Origin of the sequence: Mariniphaga anaerophila (genome assembly GCF_900129025.1) — a bacterium.
GTDB classification, from domain to species: domain Bacteria; phylum Bacteroidota; class Bacteroidia; order Bacteroidales; family Prolixibacteraceae; genus Mariniphaga; species Mariniphaga anaerophila.
Window position 1 is genome coordinate 51,584 of sequence record NZ_FQUM01000012.1, and the last position, 18,397, is coordinate 69,980.

Here is an 18,397-nt window from a genome sequence, read left to right on the forward strand (position 1 = left end):
TCAGTGGTTACTTCGTTCGCTTTTTTACTCCAATCGTATTTTAAACTTCTTTACGCTTACTGCAATAAAAATCAGTGTCATTCCCACCAGAATCAATGTTTCTTTCCAAACAAAAAGCAACCCGGTTCCTTTTAGCATAATGCCGCGAATAATAGCGATAAACCAGCGGGCCGGCATAATGTGGCTGAGCAACTGTAACACTTTTGGCATATTTTCGATGGGAAAAATAAAACCCGACAAAATGATGGTGGGTAACATGAGGGCAACCATCGAAATAAACATGGCCACCATCTGGCTTTTTGCCACGGTGGAAATTAGAATTCCCAAACAGAGCGCCATCAGAATAAACAGTATTGTTTCTAGCATCAACAAAATGAAACTTCCGGTAACCGGCACGCCAAAAACGAAGTGCCCAATCAACACAATTACAAACGCGTTGATGACGGAAAGCATTAGGTAGGGAAGCACTTTGCCGATAATTATTTGCGACGGCCGCAATGGCGAAACCAGCAAAATTTCCATGGTGCCCAGTTCTTTTTCGCGGGTGATGGAAATGGAGGTCATCATGGCGGAAATCAGCATTAGAATAAGAGCCATGGTGCCCGGTACAAACAGGTAAGCGCTTTTCATTTCTTCGTTAAAATACATGCGTACCTGTGGTTCAATTTGTAACGGTATTTGCAGGTTCGGATTAAGTTTTCGTATGTAGTCGTTTATAATTCCGGTGGTGTATGAAGTAACCAGCCGCGCCATGTTGGGGTCCGAAGCGTCGGCAATCAGTTGCACCGCAGCAGTGCCTTCGCGGGTAAGTTTTTCTTCGAAATTGTTTTCAAACACCACTACTTCTTTAACTTTCCCTTTTCTGAAAATATCTTCAATGCCTGCCGTGTTCGAAAGATTTTCGTCCAGAATAAAATAGCCCGATGACAAAAGTTTGTTGGTGATTTGCATCGTGGTTTCGTCTTTTGCCTGGTCGAAAATGGCGATGTGCACATCTTTGATTTCACTTTTTATTACTGTGCCAAAAATCAGCAGTTGCGCAATGGGAATTCCAAAAAGAATCAGCATTGTCCGCGGATCGCGAAAAATATGGTAGAATTCCTTTTTTATGAATGATTTCAGTTGTTTCATCTTTCCCTTTTTGTTTTTTCCATGGCCTGCTTTTTTTGAATGTGCAGCATTGTTGCAAACTACCTGGCTATTTGAATAAATACCTCGTCCATGTTTTTTGCATTGTACGTTTTTTTTAGGTTTGCCGGCGAGTCGAGCGCTTCAATTTTTCCGGCGTCCATTATGGAAACGCGGTCGCAGTATTCGGCTTCATCCATGTAATGGGTGGTAACAAATACGGTAATTCCGTTGCTGGCAACTTCGTAAATCAGATCCCAAAATTTGCGCCTGGTAACAGGATCTACTCCGCCCGTGGGCTCGTCCAGAAAAACGATTTTTGGGTCGTGAAAAACGGCAACTGAAAAGGCCAGTTTCTGTTTCCATCCCAGCGGCAGCCCTGCAATTAGTTTGTGCCGGGCACCGGTCATTTCCAGCTTTTGAAGCAGCAGAGCTTCTTTTTCTTTTCGTTTTTTAGGAGAAATTCCGTAAATGCCGGCGTAAAACTGAATGTTCTCGGAAACCGTTAGATCTTCGTACAGCGAAAATTTCTGGCTCATGTAACCAATGTTCTTTTTTATTTTTTCCGTTTCGCGATAAATGTCGAACCCGGCTACTTTTACTTCGCCTGAAGTGGGAGAGGAGAGGCCGCACAAAATGCGGAGAGCTGTTGTTTTTCCTGCCCCGTTTGCCCCCAAAAAACCGAATATTTCGCCTCGGTAAACATCAAATGTCAGGTTATCGTTGGCCGTGAACGAACCGAATTTTTTAACGAGATTTTGTACGGTTATTATTTTATCGTTTTCCATCGTCTGGTATTCGTTTTTTGTACAGAATCGCTTTCAGATATTGCTTTGCATATTCATAAACACATCTTCAATTCCGGGTTGAATTTCTTCTGCCAGTATATTTTTGTGATTTCGCTTTTCGAGGTACATATCCAGCTCCGACGTTTCAACTTCGTCATTGATTCCCACAAAATGGACGAACTGGCCAAAAGCAAAAACTGACTCTGCTTTTTCGTAAGCGCGCAAATCATTGATTAACCGATAAGTTTCGTCGGAACGCACCCTGATGATTTTTCGCGGGAACTTTTCAGTAATACGAGTGGGCGAATCCACATCCAGAACTTGCCCGTTTTGAACGAGCGCTACCCGGTCGCACAGCGTGGCTTCATCCATATACGGGGTAGAAACGAGAATGGTAATTTCTTTTGTTTGCAGCTTTTTTAGCATGTCCCAGAACTCCTTTCGCGAAACTGCATCTACGCCGGTGGTAGGTTCATCCAGTATCAGTATTTTTGGTTTGTGGATGAGCGCACAGGAAAGCGCCAGCTTCTGCTTCATTCCACCGGAAAGCTTGCCTGCCCGCCGGGTTTTGAATGGTTCGATCTGGTAATAAATGTCGCGAATCAGATCGTAGTTTTCTTCCACGGTAGTTCCAAAAACAGTGGCAAAAAAGTTCAGGTTCTCTTCCACGCTCAAATCCTGGTACAACGAAAAACGCCCCGGCATGTAACCTACTATTTGTCGTATTTTTTTGAAATCGGAAACTACATCCAGCCCGTCCATTTTTGCCTTGCCCGAATCAGGCAGAATCAACGTTGTGAGTATTCGCATCAGAGAGGTTTTTCCGGCTCCGTCGGGTCCAATCAGCCCAAACAGTTCTCCTCTGTTTACCCGCAGGGAAATGTTTTTCAATGCCCGCGTGTCGGAATAGGATTTCGATATGTTTTTAATAACTATCATTTTTTCGGATACTGCTGATTGCTGAATCAGAAAGTGATTACTGCCAACTGATTTCCCCCGGCATGCCGATTTTGAGCGTGCCGTTGTTTTTTACCGCCACTTTTACCGCATAAACCAGTTTTACCCGTTCTTCCTTGGTTTGAATGATTTTTGGCGTGAATTCCGCTTCAGAAGAAATCCAGGTTATTTTCCCGGGAAAAGATTGATTGTCGGTTTCGTTTTTGTCGACCCAAACACTTACTTCCTGCCCAATTTTTATGTTGGAAAGCTGCGCGCCGCTCACGTAAACTTTTAATGTCAATTCGTCAAGGTTGGCCATTTTAAACAGTGGTTTTCCCGGAGTTGCCAGTTCTCCCAATTCGGCGTAAGTTTCCAGAATTGTTCCGCTTGCAGGCGATTTTACGGTGCAACGCCTGAGCAGGTCGCCGGTCGCTTCCTTTTGTGTTTCCACAACTTCCAGCTCCTTGCTTATGGATGAGAATTGCGTTTTTGTGCTTTCAATCTGCCGGTTGGCAACGTTGATTTGGCCGGTAATGTCGTCCAGTTGTTTTTGCGTGGCCGCGCCGTCGCTCAGCATTTGCGAAATCCTTTTTTCGTTGATTTGCAGGTTTCTTTTCTGTTCTTCAAAAACAGCAATCTGTGCCGCTACCGAAGCTCTTTTTGAAACCACTGCCGCCTTTTGTGCTTCAATTTGCTTCAGTTTGAGAAAAGGCTGAACCGTATCTGTAATAACAGCAATAAAACCGGCTTCAATTTTTTGCCCTTTTTCTACATTTTTCTGAATAATTTTTCCCGATGATTCTGCCGCAACAATTGTTGTTTCCGTCTCGAAATTTCCGTATGCGTCGGATTGGTCGTTGTTGTTGGTACATCCAAAAAGCACGGTGGACAGAGTGGCAATGAGTATTTTGTATTTCATCTGTGTGAAGTTTTTTGATTTCTGAATGTTCGAAAAATTCATGTTCGTTACATGGTTTTATTTTAAAAACTGAAAATGGTGCTGTTAATCACTAGCGAGTGTTTTTTCCTTTTATTAAGTTGTATTTTTCTTTAGCCTCGTTGAACTGAATTTTGTGCAATTCGTAATTGAGTTTCGCAACGGTTTCTGCTTGTATATCCTGAATGTAATCGGATGTAGTAATCGTTTCGTTTTCCAGCTTTGAGGCAGACGCTCGTGCAATTTTTGTGCGGAGCGAAACCAGTTGCACGTCTGTTTTTAGCAGTGTCTCCAATTTTTTGATTTGTTCGTTTTGCTGCGCCAGCAGTATTTCCAGATTTTGGTTGAAGGTTTCTTCCTGCCGGTCGATTAATTGTTGCTGAAGCCGTAGTTCCTGTTTTTGGCGTGTCGTTTTTTTCCAGTCGAAAACATTCCACGAAAGCCCCAGCCCAACCATGTAATACGTGTCGAACTCGTTGTTTAGCATGTTTAATCCCGGTTTTCCGTAGCCGGCCTGTCCAAATCCGAAAAGTCTGGGGTTTCTGTTTTTCTCAAGCAATTCCGATTGTTTGTCCAGTTGAATTTTTTGCGTTTCAAACAGCGCCGATTCAGGCCTTCGAAAACTTTGCTGTTCAGAAATTCCCGATGAACTGTATTTTAGCGATGAACTTTCTTCTATGGTTTTCCCGGTTAATATGGCGAGCATTTGCAAGGCTGCTTTTTCTGCTGCGTTTATTTCAATTTTACTTTGTTCAAGGTTCAGAATTTCCGCTTCTAGTATTAGTGCTGCCGATTGCTCCACTACCTGGTGTTTTATTCCTGATTGCGCTGCTTTCAGTTTTTCAAGGAGCACTTTTTTTTGAGCCTCCAGTACTTTTTTTTGTTTGTCGATGGCCAGCGCCGCAAAAAAAGCCCGGGCAACCTGCTCGTTTAATTTGTACAACTCCACTTCCAACTGGCTGAGGTTGCTTTGCAACATCGCTTCTTCAAGTTGATCATTTGCCGCAACCAGCCCGCCGTCCCAAATGGTTTGCCTGATTTCTGCGTAAGCTTTGTATTGGTCTTTGGAAACCGACGGAATGGCCATGTTGGGAATGTCGATATTTATGTGGGTAACATCCGACTGGTAGGTGGCCTGCCCGTTGACAGAAACCTGTGGTAAATACCCGGTTTGGTTATTTTTCTTGTTCAATTCGGAAATTTCTTTTCTGATTTCCGTTTGTTTCAGGTTCGGGTAGTTTTCGCGTGCCCAGCCGTAGCAGTCGTTAAGCGAAATATTTTCCTGAGCAAAAGCCAGTTGGGCCGGCAACAGCAGAAACAGAATTAGTTTTCTCATTTTATAAGAATTGAGTTGAAAATGAATTCTTTTACGGTTTGCTTCCTCCTTTCCAGAAAATCGGTGTATTCCTTTTTGTTGTTGTCAAAAAGCATAATTTGCACAAGCGGGCGCGCAGCAACAGGGAAAATACTAAGTGCAAGTATATTCATAAGCAGTTCCCGCGGATCCATTTTTCTGATTCTTCCGGCTTCCATTTCGTTGTTCAGCATTGCAAAAACTTCAGTAGGATTTATTCCGTTCTTTTTAATTACTGCCGCCAGAAAAGTGGGATCGCGATGAATTTCTTTCAGAATAAAAGCCGGCAGAAACGGATTTTTCATCAGTAGTGTAATGTACTTTTCAATGAAAGTTTCCAGCTTTTTTTCGATGGGCAGTTCGGAGCGGATGAAAGTTGTGAGGTCTGGAAAAATTTGTTTGAAAACCCTGCTGAAGATGGCTTCGAACAGTTTTTGCTTCGTTCGGAAATAGTAATGCAAAAGTGCTTTATTAATGCCAGCTTCATCGGCAATTTCTTGCATGCGTGAGCCATCCATCCCTTTTTTTATGAAAACTGTTTTTGCGGCTTCCAGAATTTTGTCTTCTGTATTGTCTTTCTTAGTTTGACTCATTATTTAACCATTTAATTTAACCAGTTGGTCAAAATTAAGAAGCTTTATTTTATTAGCCAAACAATTTACCCGAAAAGTTTAACCGAATGGTTAAATTCGAAAAAGGTAATTCCCCGGGAAATGATCGATTGGAACACTGGCTTGTCGAATTAGAAAGCAGTCTGGTTTAGTTTGAGAACAAACCTGGTTTTTAGATTTTTTCTTATTTTCTGAAGCGTATCATCAAATTTTTTGCCGGAACATATCCGTATTTTCTGTAAATTTCTTCACCCTGTTTATTGAGAATCAGATGGGTGGGCACTGCTGATATTCCAAAATACCTCATTACATTCTGACTGTTGGAATTCAGGATATTAAGAACAACAACGTTGACATTTTTTTCGGGGATACTCTTGATTTCTTCCAGTTCGGGCTCCATTTGTTTGCAAATAGTGCATCCGTTTGATTTGAACTGAAGCAGGGTAAACTCAAAATTTTTTCCGTTTTTTGTATAGTTAAAAAGAGAATCTACCCATTGTTCTCCGGAAATAATGGCTTCAGTACCAGAAGTTTTTTTTATTTTTTCTGAAATGAAGTTATTTAAGTTGTCTTTCAGAAAATACCCCATGATAAGTAGTAAAACCAGAAGCGACAGAATGATTTTCGGAAGGTTTTGTGTTTTCATTTTTTTGAAAAATGTTTATACAAAGGTATGACTTTCCACGGTGACCTGTTCTAAAAAAGCTTGATAAAAAACGTACGATACTTCGTTGTGTTTCGTTTTAAACCGCAATATTTGCAAAATGCGCGACATAAATAAAAACCTCACTGAAGGACCCACCGGAAAACAATTGGTGCAACTTACCTGGCCTATGTTGTTGGGGCTGACAGGAATGGTTGTTTTCAATCTGGTGGACACCTATTTTATCGGGAAGCTTGGCGTTCAGCAGTTGGCTGCCATGGGATTTTGCTTCCCGGTTGTGATGTTTGTAAATAGTCTGTCGCACGGTGTGGGAATCGGCACTTCTTCGCTGGTGTCGCGCAATATTGTAAGTACGCATCGTAACACGGTAAAGCTGATGGCAAGCCGGGCTGTTTTGCTGGGGATTATCATTGTGGCGATTTTTGTGGTTGCAGGACTTCTTACCATTCGTCCGCTTTTTATTGCGCTGGGCGCCGGTCCCGAAATACTGGGGCACATTAACGATTACATGAGTGTTTGGTATTACGGCGTTGCCTTTGTTGTGGTTCCGATGATTGGAAATAACATTGTGCGGGCAACCGGCGATACATTTACACCGGGAATGTTGATGGTTATTTCTGCAATTATCAATGCGATTCTCGATCCGCTTTTGATATTCGGAATTGGCCCGTTTCCCGAAATGGGCATGAAAGGAGCAGCGTTGGCTACTGTAATTTCAAGAAGTTCCGGGTTGGTTTTTATCCTCATTGTTCTCATTCGCCGTGAAAAGCTGCTTTCGTTGCACTTGGGACGCTTTCAGGAGATTATGAAAACCTGGCGGGATGTGCTTTCCATTGCAGGCCCTGCAAGTCTGGCACTTTTAATTACTCCTGTTTCTATTGGTTTGATTACGCGAATTATTTCGGGGTTTGGAAAGGAAGCTGTGGCGGCATTCGGTGTGGCTTCGCGCATCGAAACATTTGCCCTGATGATGATATCTGCCCTGGGCTCGGTTCTGATTATTTTTATGGGACAGAACATCAGCCAGAAAAAGTTCCCCCGTATTTTTCAGGCGTTGAAATATGCGGGCTATTTTTCGCTGGTGTGGGGAGGAGCAATTTTTGTTTTGCTGGTATTTTTTGCCGAACCGGTTTCTGCGCTTTTTTCAGACCACCAGGAAGTGGTAAATATTACCTCGCAATACCTGAAAACTGTAGGTATGAGCTACGGTTTTCAGGGATTGGTAATGGTAAGTATGTCGTGCTTCAACGGACTGAATAAACCGCTGCCATCCACTTTTTTTTCGGTGTTAAGAATGCTTGCATTGTATGTGCCGCTTGCCTGGGTTGGAAGCCTTTATTTTGGCTTGCCCGGCGTTTTTTGGGCTGCATTGCTGGCCAATTTTGTTTCCGGAATTCTGGCCTTCCTGTTTCTAATCAGAACCGTCAGAAAGTTAAGGGAATCGGAAGTTTAAAACCACTTTCTTCTTCGGAAAAGCAGAACTCCCAGGTACGACATGAAACCGGAAAAGCCAATGATTGCCGGGAATGCCCAACTGTGTCCTTCGAGGTAGTTTGGCACATTCATTCCGTATAAACTGGCAATCAATGTTGGAATCATCAAAATAATTGAAATGAGTGTAAGTTGCTTCATTACCACGTTCAGGTTGTTGGAAATTACCGAAGCAAAAGCATCCATCATTCCGCTTTGAATATCCGAATATATTTGAGCCATATCCAGCGCCTGTTTGTTTTCGATGATTGCATCTTCCAGCAAATCCTCGTTTATTTCGCTGATGTTGTTTTTTCTCGAACTCCTGAGTTTGGCCAGAATCAGTTCGTTTGCCTTTAAGGAAGTAATAAAGAAAACCAGGCATTTTTCCATTTTCAGGAGTTTGTTCAGCTCCTTGTTCCGGATAGATTTTTCCAGGTCTTGTTCGATATTTGCGGTTTGCTGGTTAATCTGTTTCAGGTAATGCAGGTACGTTGTTGCCGAACGTAAAAAAAGTTTCAGAATGAAATTGAGTTCATCGGAAATTGGTTGTTTCATGTCGCGGTAAACCGATGGCTGCTCAAATGGCAAAACGTCGTTTAAAAGGGAACAAATGGTAATGGTGTAATTGTGGGCCAGGAAAATTCCGAGCGGAACCGTAAAATAAGGAACTCCGTTGTCGGGACTGCTGACCGGGATGCGTAAAATTACCAGTTGCCATTCGTCGTCAAATTCCACACGCGGACGCTCATCGGCATCGAGGATGTCCTGAACAATGTCGGCAGGAATATTGAACTCATTTGTTAAACGATTGATTTCTGTTGGGGTTGGCGTTGAAACATTTATCCAGCACCCTTTTTCAACATTTGGAATTTCGTTGTAACCCCCGAATGTTTTAAAAATTTTCAGCATGGTTTGCCTCCTTATGCTTTATGCTCGCGCGGAGGCATTGTCGGCCCTCCTTACAAGCAGGTTAATACTTCTCTCTGTCTATGACACGGGCCATCGTCCATGATTTTTTCTTTAAAATTTGTGGTGCAAAAGTATTCGTTTTTTCAATAAAGAAGGCACAAATGAGCGCCATTCTTCCTTTTTGGGTTTTTTGGTAACTAATACGTAACCAAGCGTAATTTTTAATCCGGTCCGGTTTTTAGATAGACTGTCTTAATTTGTGTGAATTAAAACGTTTCGTCTTTAATTTGCTGAAAATAAGTTTTATAATCCGTTTTATCCGGCTTTGTTTGATGTTTTGAACACTGAAGAATCAGGGAAGTCAACCTGTCATCATCGCCACACTGGACATCGTCAGTAATTTTGATTTTGAAATACAGAGATAGTGTATTTTAAACGGGATTGAATTCCGGAATTTTTTGCCACATTTGCATCTTCGGAATTGAAATTAGACATGGATAAATTTATTGATTTACTAAAACGGTTGATTTCGACTCCCTCATTCAGCAAAGAAGAAGAAAGAGCTGCTGCTATTATGAGGGAATTTTTGCAGGATGCAGATATCCCTTATAAAGTTAAAAAGAATAATACCTGGGCATACAACAAGCATTTTGTCAAGGGGAAACCGGTTTTGTTGCTAAACTCGCATATCGACACGGTGCGGCCGGCAAAAGGTTATTCATTCGACCCGTTTTCGCCTGTTGAAGACGACGATAAACTTTACGGGTTGGGAAGTAATGATGCAGGCGGTCCGTTAGTGGCACTGCTGGCTGTTTTTATGCATTTTTACGAACGCGATGACCTGCCTTTTAATTTGATTTATGCCGCTACTGCCGAGGAGGAAATATCCGGAAAGCAGGGGCTGGAAATTGTGTTGCCCGAGATTGTGCCTGTTGCATTTGCTATTGTAGGCGAGCCAACAAGCATGGAGCTGGCCATTGCCGAAAAAGGCCTTTTGGTACTCGATTGTTACGCCCATGGAAAATCGGGGCACGCAGCGCGCAACGAAGGGGAAAATGCACTATATAAAGCTATCGATGATATTCAGATTCTTCGGAATTATCAATTTGAAAATGCTTCGGAATTATTAGGTGAGGTGAAAGTTACGGTTACCCAGATTGAAGCTGGAACGCAGCACAACGTGGTTCCGGATGTTTGCCATTTTGTGGTGGATGTGCGTACAAATGAGCACTACCCCAATAAAGAAGCAGCAAAAATTATTTCGGGGCTGATTCAGTCTGAGGTGAAACCCCGTTCATTTCGGCTAAATTCTTCCGGAATTAGTGTCGACCATCCGTTTGCCCGAAAAGCAGCGGAGATGGGAATCCGGTTATACGGTTCGCCTACCACGTCTGACCAGGCCATTGTTCCTTTCCCTTCAGTAAAAATGGGCCCGGGCGATTCGGCGCGTTCACATTCTGCCGACGAGTATATTTACAAAAGCGAAATTATTGCAGGAGTTGAGCAGTACATAAAAATGCTTGAAGGACTGAAAATTTGACGGTTCTTGTTCTTCAGCTTTTCGAAATGAAATTTACTGAAATAGAAATTTATATTTTATGCAACCCAATAATCCGTTACACGGAATAACCCTCGAAGCCATGGTCGTTTACCTGGTAAGTTTTTACGGCTGGGAAAAATTGGGAGCGCGGATTCGGATCAACTGCTTTAGAAAAGATCCGAGCATAAAATCGAGCCTGAAGTTTCTTCGGCGTACCCCGTGGGCCCGGGCAAAAGTAGAAGAATTGTACCTGGAAACGATTAAGTCAGCAAAACAGTAGTGCGGTCCCCAAAATGGTGCTTTTTTTGTTTGAGTTTTCTATACGAAGAAAATTATAACGCAAGGGTTACCACGGTAATGCCGGCGCCACCAAAATCAACATGTTCGTCTTTCATGCTTTTTACCATTGGCTCTGAGCGAAGGTAACTGCGGATGGTTTCTTTGAGAATACCGTGCCCTTTTCCGTGGAGAATACGAAGTTCGGCTACCTCAAACATGATGGCTTCGTCGATAAACTCCTGAATTTTGGGAATGGCTTCTTCGGCACGCTGCCCGCGTATGTCAATCTCGGGCTTGAAGGTTAGCCGCCGTTCTGAAAAGTTGCTTAGCAGACGTGTGCCGTTTCCCGACCGTTTTTCTTTGTCCACTTTTTTTGCTTCGTTGTTGCTTAACCGTTCCACCTGTTTGCGGGGCAGGGTAGTAATCAGTTGTCCGAACGCCACCACTGCATTTTTGTCGTTCAGCTCAATTAAATCGCCAATGGTTTGCTGTCCGGCAATTCGTACTTTGTCGCCGGGTTTCAGCTCAACCTGTTTCTCCGGTTTCTTTTTGCCGATGTCTTTTTTCGAATCAACGGGGCGTTTTTTATTCCGTTTTTCTTCGCGGCGCCGAAGCTTGTCCATTTTTGCGGAAATGCTTTGGTCGTCGTCAGCACTGCTGCTTTTTACAACTTCAGACTTAAGTTTTTCCAGCTTCTTTCGCGCATCTTTTGTTTTTTCTTTTTCTGCCTGTGCTTTTTTAATTTCGAGGATGGTATTCTCGATTTGTTTGTTTACCCCGGAAAGCAGGTTTTCGGCATCTTCCCGGGCTTTTTTGATGATCTCTTTTCTTTGCTTCTGGGTTTCTTTCAGCTCCGTTTCGTAATTGGCAGCCATGTTGTCCAGAATTTTTTCCACCTTCCTGATTTTCTCCCGCTTTATTTCCCAGTAGCGCTGATCCCTGTTTATTTTACGCAGATTCCGATCGAAATCAATGTGCTTTTTTCCGATTTTTTCTGTGGCCTTTTCCAGAATTTTTTCCGGGAGCCCAATTTTTCGTGCAATTTCAAAGGCAAACGAACTGCCGGGTTTCCCTATTTCAAGCTGAAAAAGAGGGTTCATATTTTGAGCGTCGTAAAGCATGGCGCCGTTCACAATTCCGTCTGCCGACGAAGCAAAGTGTTTCAGATTGGTGTAGTGGGTGGTGATTACCCCAAAAGCCCGCAACTGATTCAACTCGTCGAGAATTGCTTCGGCAATGGCGCCGCCCAGCATGGGCTCGGTTCCGGTTCCAAACTCATCAATAAGCACCAGGGTATTTGCATTGCTGTTTTTTGCAAAATGCTTCATGTTCAGCAAGTGCGAACTGTATGTACTCAGATCATTTTCAAGCGACTGTTCGTCGCCGATATCGATGAAAAGTTGCTGGAAAATTCCTGTTGTACTGGCCTCGTTAACAGGAATAAGCAGTCCGCATTGCAGCATGTATTGTAAAAGACCAACTGTTTTCAGGCACACTGATTTGCCGCCTGCATTTGGCCCGGAAATGAGCAGAATGTGATTTTTTTCGTCGAGGTGAATGTCAAGTGGAATGATCTTCCGGTTTTCCCTTTTCAGAGCCTGTTGTAAAAGCGGGTGGACTGCCTTTTGCCATTGAATTAACGGGTTCTCCTGCATTACCGGGAAAATTGCGTCGAACTCAACCGCCAGCAGTGCTTTTGCCCTGATGAAATCAATCTCACCAAGAAATTCGTAGGAGTAAACCAAATCGGACAGGTAGGGCCTGATATCGTTTGAAAACTCAATGAGGATGCGCATAATCTCCCGGCGTTCGGCATATTCCAGCTCGCGGGTTTCGTTGTTCATCTCCACAATTTCGTTGGGCTCCACATACGATGTTTTTCCGGTGGCCGACTCATCGTAAACAATGCCCTTTATTTTTCGTTTGTTGGATGCGGAAACCGGAATAACTGCTCTTCCGTCGCGGATGGAAACCGACGCGTCTTCGTCGACCAGTCCGTCCTTTTGTGCCTGTTTTAAAATGGCATGCAGCCTTTTCGACATGCTCGACTGCAACGCCAGTATGCTTTTTCGAATTTGCGCCAGCTCGGGCGAGGCGTTGTCGCGTATTTTTCCAAATTTGTTGAGAATGGCTTCAATACGATCGTAGATGTACGGGAAAATTTGTACCGGCTCGGTTTTCTCTTTCAGCAGGGGAAATGTGTCTTCGTTTTGCTTTTTGAAAAACTGAACAATGGCGCGAATCGATTCCAGCGACCGTTTCAGATCAAACAACTCTCTCGTTTCCAGAAAACGGCCTTCGATGCGTATCTTTTTTAAGGCGCTCCGTAAATCGTAAAAATGGTCCGATGGAAAATTTTCTACTTCACGGATAATACGGCAAAACTCATTTGTTTCGCCCAACTGCCTGGTAATGGTTTCAAAATTATCGTGGAAATGCATCGCATCAACCCATTCGGTTCCCATGGTGCTGAGGCATTTGTTTTTCAGCATTTCGCGAACGCGGTTAAATCCTACTTTCTCTTCGAAATTTTGTGGCCAGATGTTTTGCATTGTTTCATTTTAAAACCGGTGCAAAAGTAGGGAAAGATGTTGAAAATTTGCAATTAATTTGGCATCTGCCTTTTCAACGTTATAATTTTCCGGGATGAAAAGTATTCAGTGGCACCCGCAGTCGGATTTGCATCCGGCAGCGTTTCGCTTTTTCTTCTTCCGAAAAAACGTTTTGAATAGGAAAAACAGTGCTGCTGCCACAATTAAATAAACCAGTATATTTTGTATTTCTTCCATGAATTTTCAGTGTGAATTATTTTAGAAACTGATATGCCAGAAGCGAAACAATGTAGGCAAAACCGCTCATGAAAAAGAGCTGAATTGCCGGCCATTTCCAGCTGTTGGTTTCCCTTTTTACAACGGCCAGTGTGCTCATGCACTGCATGGCAAACGCATAAAACAGCAGCAACGAAATTCCCGTCGGGAGATTGAACGTCTTTTTCCCGGTGGTAATGTTTGTTTCTCCTGCCAGCCGGTTTTTGATGGTCTCTTCATCGTCGGTGCCAACGCTGTAAATTGTTGCCAGCGAGCCAACAAAAACTTCACGAGCCGCAAAAGAAGTTATTAGCGCAACTCCAATTTTCCAGTCGTAGCCCAGTGGCCTGATTGCCGGTTCAATGGTGTGCCCTAAAATTCCGATGTAGGAATGCTGCAGCCTGTAAGAGGCAATTGCGGTTTCCAGCGCTTCTTCATCGAGCTGATTGCTATCGGGTTGTGCAAGAACAATTTCTTTCGCATTATGAAATTGCTCTGAATATCCGTGTGACGCCAGAAACCACAATACAATGGATATTGCCAGAATTATTTTTCCTGCCCCCACCACAAAATCTCTGGTTTTATCGTAAACCGTTAATCCGATATTTTTTGCCAGCGGCAGTTTGTAGTCGGGCATTTCCGCAATAAAAAATGACCTGTTTTTTATTTTCAGAATTTTATTCAGAATGTATGCAGAAATTACTGCTGCTAAAAATCCAAGGAGGTACAATCCCATGAGCGTCAGCCCCTGCAAATTAAAGCCAAAGAAAGTTTGGTCGGGAATAACCAACGCAATAATAATAAGGTAAACAGGCAGTCGGGCAGAGCAGGTAATAAACGGAGTTACCAGAATTGTAATCAGTCGTTCTTTCCAGTTTTCGATGGTGCGTGTGGCCATAACTGCCGGAATTGCACAGGCGGTTCCCGAAATGAGCGGAACCACACTTTTTCCGTTTAGTCCGAAACGGCGCATCAGGCGATCCATGATAAAAACTACGCGGCTCATATACCCGCTTTCTTCCAAAATGGAAATGAAGAAGAAAAGAAAAGCGATTTGAGGAATGAAAATTACGATTCCGCCTATTCCCGGTATTATACCTTCGGAAACCAAATCTGTTAAGGCGCCGTCAGGCAAAGTGTTTTTTACCCATTGAGACATTGACGCAAACAGGCTGTCGATTAAGTCCATGGGGTAGCTGCTCCAGCTGTAAATCGATTGGAAAACCAGCAGTATAATCAGGAAAAACAAAACGTACCCGAAAATTCGGTGGGTTAAAATCTGGTCTAACCGGCTGCGGAGATCTTTCGCTGCGTTAACATCTTGCCGGTAAGTTTCTTTCAGTGTTTTATTGATGAAAAGGTAGCGCAATATTGCTTCCTTTTGTTGCATGCGTTTTAACTCCGTTTTGTCTTTTCGGAGGGTTTTATCCAGGTTTTCTGACGGATTAACTTTGCGGTTTGTAAAACTGAAATTCTGTGTTATCCGGAGCCATTGTTTGTATCGGTTTTTACCGGGGAAGGCTTGCTCTAGCTTTTTAAAATATTCGGGGTCAACTTCTGAAATGTTTACAACCGGATTTTTCGGAAGATTTTGGTATTCGAGAATCAGCTTTTTCAGGGAATCAATTCCGGTTCCTTTGCGGGCACTAATTAATGCTACGCGGGTATTTAGTTGTTTTTCCAGTAATTTCACGTCCAGCGAAATTCCCTTTTTCTCCATATTATCGGCCATGTTTATAGCCAGAATAACAGGAGTGTCCAACTCTTTTATCTGAGTAAACAGAAACAGGTTTCGTTTCAGACTTTCTACATCTGCTACAATAACGGCAACATCAGGAGAAGCTTCCGGGTTTTCGTCAAGCAGTGCCTCAACAACAATCTGCTCGTCGGCAGAAGTGGCATTGAGACTGTATGTTCCCGGCAAATCTGTTATCCGGGCTTTTATCTCGTCGGAGAGTTTGCAGGTGCCTGTCTTTTTTTCAACTGTAATTCCCGGGTAATTTCCCACTTTCTGGTTTAAGCCGGTGAGCTGATTGAAAACGGAGGTTTTTCCGGTGTTGGGATTTCCGATTAGTGCTACGTGGAGTGTTTTTGCCATTGTTAAAATACTTTCGCAATTTCGATGAGTGCAGCGGTTTCTTTACGGATGGCAAAAAAACTGCCGTTAATATTCAGGTAGAAAAGATCTTTAAACGGAGAGAGTTGAATGACGTGAACTTCATTTCCTGGAAGACAACCAAGTTCTTGTAGTTTTACGGGAATTAAATCGGTCGAATAGTTTTCTATTATTCCTTTTTCACCTTTTTTTAATTGTGCGATTGTATCTTTCATAATAGTAGAATAACACCAAGGCAGGCAATTGGTTGTCAGCCATATTCCGCGGCCTGTTTTAGCCGGCAATAATAGCAGAACTCAAAAAGAAAAACAATCCCTATAAGTAGGTATTTTTTTGCTTGTTTGTATAATTATCGGGTGACGGAAAACAAACGAAAAAGTGCTTCTGTTTTTAGATGTACGCCGTCGTAAAAATCAGCAGGCGAGAGATTCAAAACAGATGGATTGGTAGCGCCAATTACACAGATTTTGTTTCTTTCTGCAATATTCAGCAGGTAGTCGTTTGCTTCAAAAATGCCCGAATGGCTTTCTGAGTTGTGCATTAATTGCCACGTTAACGGATGGTAAGGAGGAATAAAAAGGGTGATTTTACAGTTTTTTTCCTGTAGGTAGCCAATGAGATTTTCGAACAGTTGGCATTGTGCCGGATCTAATCGGGTGAATACTTCATCGCTGCTGGCGTAAAAATAGTTTTTGGCTTTTTCTTCTGCTATTTTTGGATTTGGATTTGCTATTTGGGAAGGGAGAATGCGCGATCCGTCCGGCAGTAGCATGGCTTTCCCTTCAACAACAGTGTTCCTGATTTCAAATTTTTCAGGTTTCCCCAACAGTTTAATCGAACGAATAAAATACCTTACTGAGAAAAGCTCTTTAATCCATTCTTTTTGAAGTTCCCATTTACGGGGAAATGCTGAGGGCGAAATGTTGCCGGATTTTTTGAGCAGGTTAATAAAATTTTTGCGGTTATAAAGCCAGCGTTTTTCTGTAAATGAGTTGCCCAAAAGCCATTGATCGCAGCAAATGATAATTTTTTTCGGAACAGTGTTAGTCTTTTTTCCCATTAAATCAACAAAAGCGTACATGTCCTGAAACGTACAATTGGTGACAGATGCATTGAAGATCTGTTTGCCGTTAAACAGATTTTTACTAACCCCCATTGTTCGGCTCGAACCCAGAATAAGCACCTCTGGCGATTTTTGCAGTTGTTCTATCCATTCTTTTTTTAGCAGGCGACCGTTGGCATTGATTGGGCCGCTGAGCAACTTTCCATTTGCCAGCGCCAGCGCTGCTTTTTGTAGATAATTTTTTCGTAAAGTGTAGTCGGGGTCAATCAGGTAGTTTGTACTGCCGATGATTAGCAGCGGAAGAACGAGAACCGATAATATGCGCGAAAACAGTTTCATTGGTTAAAATTGAAAATAGATAAAAACCCGGTTGGTTTGAAACGAAAACAGGATAGCGAAAATAATAAAGTAGTAAATGGCGTGTCTTACTGCTGGTTTTACAAAAGTGATATCGAGTCCGTGTTGCCGGTTTTTTTGCAGCCACTCCGTTACAATCAGGATAACAGAAAAAAAGAGCGCCGGAATAATTTTGGAAAAACTCATCATTTGAAAGATGGAGTTTCCGGTTGCTAATCCGCCAATGCGTGAAATTATTCCACCGGCCTGTACAATATTTTCAGCTCTGAAAAATATGAATGCGAAGGTAACCAGCACAAATGTGCCAATAATGGGAAGTACCTGATTTAGCCGGATTTCATCGGAGCGGGTTTTTGTGGAAAACGGCTGGGTAACCAGGTAAAACAGTCCGTGGATGGTTCCCCAAATTATGAATGTCCAGTTTGCACCGTGCCACAAACCACTAAGCACAAAAGTGGCCATAATGTTTATGGAATGACGAAGCGGCGAACGGCGGTTGCCTCCCAGCGGAATGTAAACATAATCGCGAAACCACGTAGAGAGGCTAATGTGCCAGCGTGACCAGAATTCGCGGATGTTGCGTGAAAAATAGGGGGTGGCAAAATTCTGCATCAGATTAAAACCCAGCATTGCCGCCAATCCGATGGCGATGTTCGAATAGCCTGCAAAATCGCCAAAAATCTGGATGGAAAAAAGAAAGGCACCCATTGCCAGCGTGGCAGCGTTTGCTGTTTCATATTGTGCAAAAATGGTATCTACTATCGGGGCAACAGAGTCGGCCACCGCAATTTTTGCAAAAAATCCCCAGAGTACTTGTCGAAAACCGTTGGCAGCCAGTAGGTAATCAAATATTTTTTTTGAGTAGAATTGTGGAAGCAGATGTTTTGCGCGCTCAATCGGACCGGCAACAAGCTGGGGAAAGAACGCTACAAAGGAAAAGAATGCCAGCCAGTCGTTGGTAGGTTTTAACCGCTCGCGATAAATATCGATGGTGTAGCTGAGGGTTTGGAATGTGTAAAAACTTATTCCTACAGGTAAAATGATATTTAAAGTAGCCGGGTGGATTGGGTATCCCCAATTGGCGAATAAAGCGATAAGTTCGCGGGAAAAAAATCCGAAGTATTTGAAAAAAAACAAAACGCCCAGGTTGACCGACAGGCTGAGAATCAGAAAACGACGTTTCTTCCTTTTTGTTTGCGCCTGAAAAATTTTTGCTCCACACCAAAAGTCAACTACCGAACTTAAAATTACTAGTCCCAGAAACCGGTAATCCCACCATCCATAAAACAGGTAACTGGTCGCCAGTAAAAATGCATTCCGCAGGTTAACCGAGAATTTGTTGAAAAGTCGCCAGTACAAAAGCAGAACGACAGGAAAAAAGATGACAAATTCGATTGAATTAAAAAGCATGGTTTTTTATAAGGGGTGTGAT

17 protein-coding genes are annotated in these 18,397 nt (G+C 42.9%); 3 read left to right on the forward strand and 14 right to left on the reverse strand.

Annotation, left to right across the window (positions count from 1 at the left end):
* Positions 1–24: 24 nt before the first annotated feature.
* From BUB08_RS17920 to BUB08_RS17950, 7 genes are all read right to left on the reverse strand, one after another.
* The gene (locus tag BUB08_RS17920) at positions 25–1,131 is read right to left on the reverse strand and encodes an ABC transporter permease (RefSeq protein WP_073003296.1); all 1,107 of its coding nucleotides are present in this window, start codon (positions 1,129–1,131) and stop codon (positions 25–27) included.
* A gap of 59 nt (positions 1,132–1,190) precedes the next feature.
* Positions 1,191–1,916, reverse strand: a complete 726-nt coding sequence (locus BUB08_RS17925; protein WP_073003297.1) for an ABC transporter ATP-binding protein — start codon at positions 1,914–1,916, stop codon at positions 1,191–1,193.
* Between the two features lie 33 nt (positions 1,917–1,949).
* Positions 1,950–2,855, reverse strand: coding sequence for an ABC transporter ATP-binding protein (locus BUB08_RS17930; RefSeq protein WP_073003298.1), 906 nt, complete (start codon positions 2,853–2,855; stop codon positions 1,950–1,952).
* Positions 2,856–2,892: 37 nt separating this feature from the next.
* Positions 2,893–3,774, reverse strand: coding sequence for an HlyD family secretion protein (locus BUB08_RS17935; RefSeq protein ID WP_073003324.1), 882 nt, complete (start codon positions 3,772–3,774; stop codon positions 2,893–2,895).
* A 91-nt stretch (positions 3,775–3,865) separates the two neighbouring features.
* Positions 3,866–5,128 carry a TolC family protein gene (locus BUB08_RS17940; RefSeq protein WP_073003299.1) on the reverse strand — a complete coding sequence of 421 codons (1,263 nt, stop codon included), beginning with the start codon at positions 5,126–5,128 and terminating at the stop codon, positions 3,866–3,868.
* Entirely contained in the window at positions 5,125–5,739 is a 615-nt protein-coding gene (locus BUB08_RS17945; protein WP_073003300.1) for a TetR/AcrR family transcriptional regulator, read from the reverse strand. The genes BUB08_RS17940 and BUB08_RS17945 overlap by 4 nt, the downstream gene beginning before the upstream one ends.
* Positions 5,740–5,941: 202 nt before the next feature.
* Entirely contained in the window at positions 5,942–6,403 is a 462-nt protein-coding gene (locus BUB08_RS17950; RefSeq protein ID WP_073003301.1) for a thioredoxin fold domain-containing protein, read from the reverse strand.
* A 118-nt stretch (positions 6,404–6,521) separates the two neighbouring features.
* Between BUB08_RS17950 and BUB08_RS17955 the strand changes: the two genes are divergently transcribed.
* A complete protein-coding gene (locus tag BUB08_RS17955; RefSeq protein ID WP_073003302.1) occupies positions 6,522–7,874 on the forward strand; it encodes an MATE family efflux transporter in 1,353 nt (450 codons plus the stop codon).
* Here BUB08_RS17955 and BUB08_RS17960 read toward each other — a convergent pair.
* The gene (locus BUB08_RS17960) at positions 7,871–8,803 is read right to left on the reverse strand and encodes a magnesium transporter CorA family protein (RefSeq protein WP_073003303.1); all 933 of its coding nucleotides are present in this window, start codon (positions 8,801–8,803) and stop codon (positions 7,871–7,873) included. The genes BUB08_RS17955 and BUB08_RS17960 overlap by 4 nt on opposite strands.
* Positions 8,804–9,296: 493 nt before the next feature.
* On the opposite strand from BUB08_RS17960, the gene BUB08_RS17965 reads away from it, so the two are divergent.
* Together BUB08_RS17965 and BUB08_RS17970 are read left to right on the forward strand one after the other, a co-directional pair.
* Positions 9,297–10,343 carry a M20 family metallo-hydrolase gene (locus BUB08_RS17965; protein WP_073003304.1) on the forward strand — a complete coding sequence of 349 codons (1,047 nt, stop codon included), beginning with the start codon at positions 9,297–9,299 and terminating at the stop codon, positions 10,341–10,343.
* Between the two features lie 58 nt (positions 10,344–10,401).
* Positions 10,402–10,623: a VF530 family protein gene (locus BUB08_RS17970; protein ID WP_073003305.1), complete on the forward strand. Its 222-nt coding sequence runs from the start codon at positions 10,402–10,404 to the stop codon at positions 10,621–10,623.
* 52 nt (positions 10,624–10,675) lie between these two features.
* Here BUB08_RS17970 and BUB08_RS17975 read toward each other — a convergent pair whose 3' ends face one another.
* The 6 genes from BUB08_RS17975 to BUB08_RS18000 form a co-directional block, all read right to left on the reverse strand.
* On the reverse strand, positions 10,676–13,174 hold the full coding sequence (locus BUB08_RS17975; RefSeq protein ID WP_073003306.1) for an endonuclease MutS2: 2,499 nt from the start codon (positions 13,172–13,174) through the stop codon (positions 10,676–10,678).
* A gap of 105 nt (positions 13,175–13,279) precedes the next feature.
* Positions 13,280–13,411 carry a FeoB-associated Cys-rich membrane protein gene (locus BUB08_RS20785; protein WP_083570849.1) on the reverse strand — a complete coding sequence of 44 codons (132 nt, stop codon included), beginning with the start codon at positions 13,409–13,411 and terminating at the stop codon, positions 13,280–13,282.
* A 16-nt stretch (positions 13,412–13,427) separates the two neighbouring features.
* Positions 13,428–15,527 carry a ferrous iron transport protein B gene (gene feoB, locus BUB08_RS17985; protein ID WP_073003307.1) on the reverse strand — a complete coding sequence of 700 codons (2,100 nt, stop codon included), beginning with the start codon at positions 15,525–15,527 and terminating at the stop codon, positions 13,428–13,430.
* Positions 15,528–15,529: 2 nt separating this feature from the next.
* Positions 15,530–15,760 (reverse strand): FeoA family protein, encoded by a 231-nt coding sequence (locus BUB08_RS17990; protein WP_073003326.1) that lies wholly within the window; start codon positions 15,758–15,760, stop codon positions 15,530–15,532.
* A 134-nt stretch (positions 15,761–15,894) separates the two neighbouring features.
* Entirely contained in the window at positions 15,895–16,947 is a 1,053-nt protein-coding gene (locus BUB08_RS17995; protein WP_073003308.1) for a hypothetical protein, read from the reverse strand.
* A gap of 3 nt (positions 16,948–16,950) precedes the next feature.
* On the reverse strand, positions 16,951–18,375 hold the full coding sequence (locus tag BUB08_RS18000; RefSeq protein WP_073003309.1) for an MBOAT family O-acyltransferase: 1,425 nt from the start codon (positions 18,373–18,375) through the stop codon (positions 16,951–16,953).
* Positions 18,376–18,397: the final 22 nt, after the last annotated feature.

Excerpts from the sequence above, each read along its gene's own strand:
- BUB08_RS17920 (WP_073003296.1), bottom strand. The coding sequence starts at position 1,131 with ATGAAACAACTGAAATCATTCATAAAAAAGGAATTCTACCATATTTTT.
- BUB08_RS17925 (WP_073003297.1), bottom strand. The coding sequence starts at position 1,916 with ATGGAAAACGATAAAATAATAACCGTACAAAATCTCGTTAAAAAATTC.
- BUB08_RS17930 (WP_073003298.1), bottom strand. The coding sequence starts at position 2,855 with ATGATAGTTATTAAAAACATATCGAAATCCTATTCCGACACGCGGGCA.
- BUB08_RS17935 (WP_073003324.1), bottom strand. The coding sequence starts at position 3,774 with ATGAAATACAAAATACTCATTGCCACTCTGTCCACCGTGCTTTTTGGA.
- BUB08_RS17940 (WP_073003299.1), bottom strand. The coding sequence starts at position 5,128 with ATGAGAAAACTAATTCTGTTTCTGCTGTTGCCGGCCCAACTGGCTTTT.
- BUB08_RS17945 (WP_073003300.1), bottom strand. The coding sequence starts at position 5,739 with ATGAGTCAAACTAAGAAAGACAATACAGAAGACAAAATTCTGGAAGCC.
- BUB08_RS17950 (WP_073003301.1), bottom strand. The coding sequence starts at position 6,403 with ATGAAAACACAAAACCTTCCGAAAATCATTCTGTCGCTTCTGGTTTTA.
- BUB08_RS17955 (WP_073003302.1), top strand. The coding sequence starts at position 6,522 with ATGCGCGACATAAATAAAAACCTCACTGAAGGACCCACCGGAAAACAA.
- BUB08_RS17960 (WP_073003303.1), bottom strand. The coding sequence starts at position 8,803 with ATGCTGAAAATTTTTAAAACATTCGGGGGTTACAACGAAATTCCAAAT.
- BUB08_RS17965 (WP_073003304.1), top strand. The coding sequence starts at position 9,297 with ATGGATAAATTTATTGATTTACTAAAACGGTTGATTTCGACTCCCTCA.
- BUB08_RS17970 (WP_073003305.1), top strand. The coding sequence starts at position 10,402 with ATGCAACCCAATAATCCGTTACACGGAATAACCCTCGAAGCCATGGTC.
- BUB08_RS17975 (WP_073003306.1), bottom strand. The coding sequence starts at position 13,174 with ATGCAAAACATCTGGCCACAAAATTTCGAAGAGAAAGTAGGATTTAAC.
- BUB08_RS20785 (WP_083570849.1), bottom strand. The coding sequence starts at position 13,411 with ATGGAAGAAATACAAAATATACTGGTTTATTTAATTGTGGCAGCAGCA.
- feoB (WP_073003307.1), bottom strand. The coding sequence starts at position 15,527 with ATGGCAAAAACACTCCACGTAGCACTAATCGGAAATCCCAACACCGGA.
- BUB08_RS17990 (WP_073003326.1), bottom strand. The coding sequence starts at position 15,760 with ATGAAAGATACAATCGCACAATTAAAAAAAGGTGAAAAAGGAATAATA.
- BUB08_RS17995 (WP_073003308.1), bottom strand. The coding sequence starts at position 16,947 with ATGAAACTGTTTTCGCGCATATTATCGGTTCTCGTTCTTCCGCTGCTA.
- BUB08_RS18000 (WP_073003309.1), bottom strand. The coding sequence starts at position 18,375 with ATGCTTTTTAATTCAATCGAATTTGTCATCTTTTTTCCTGTCGTTCTG.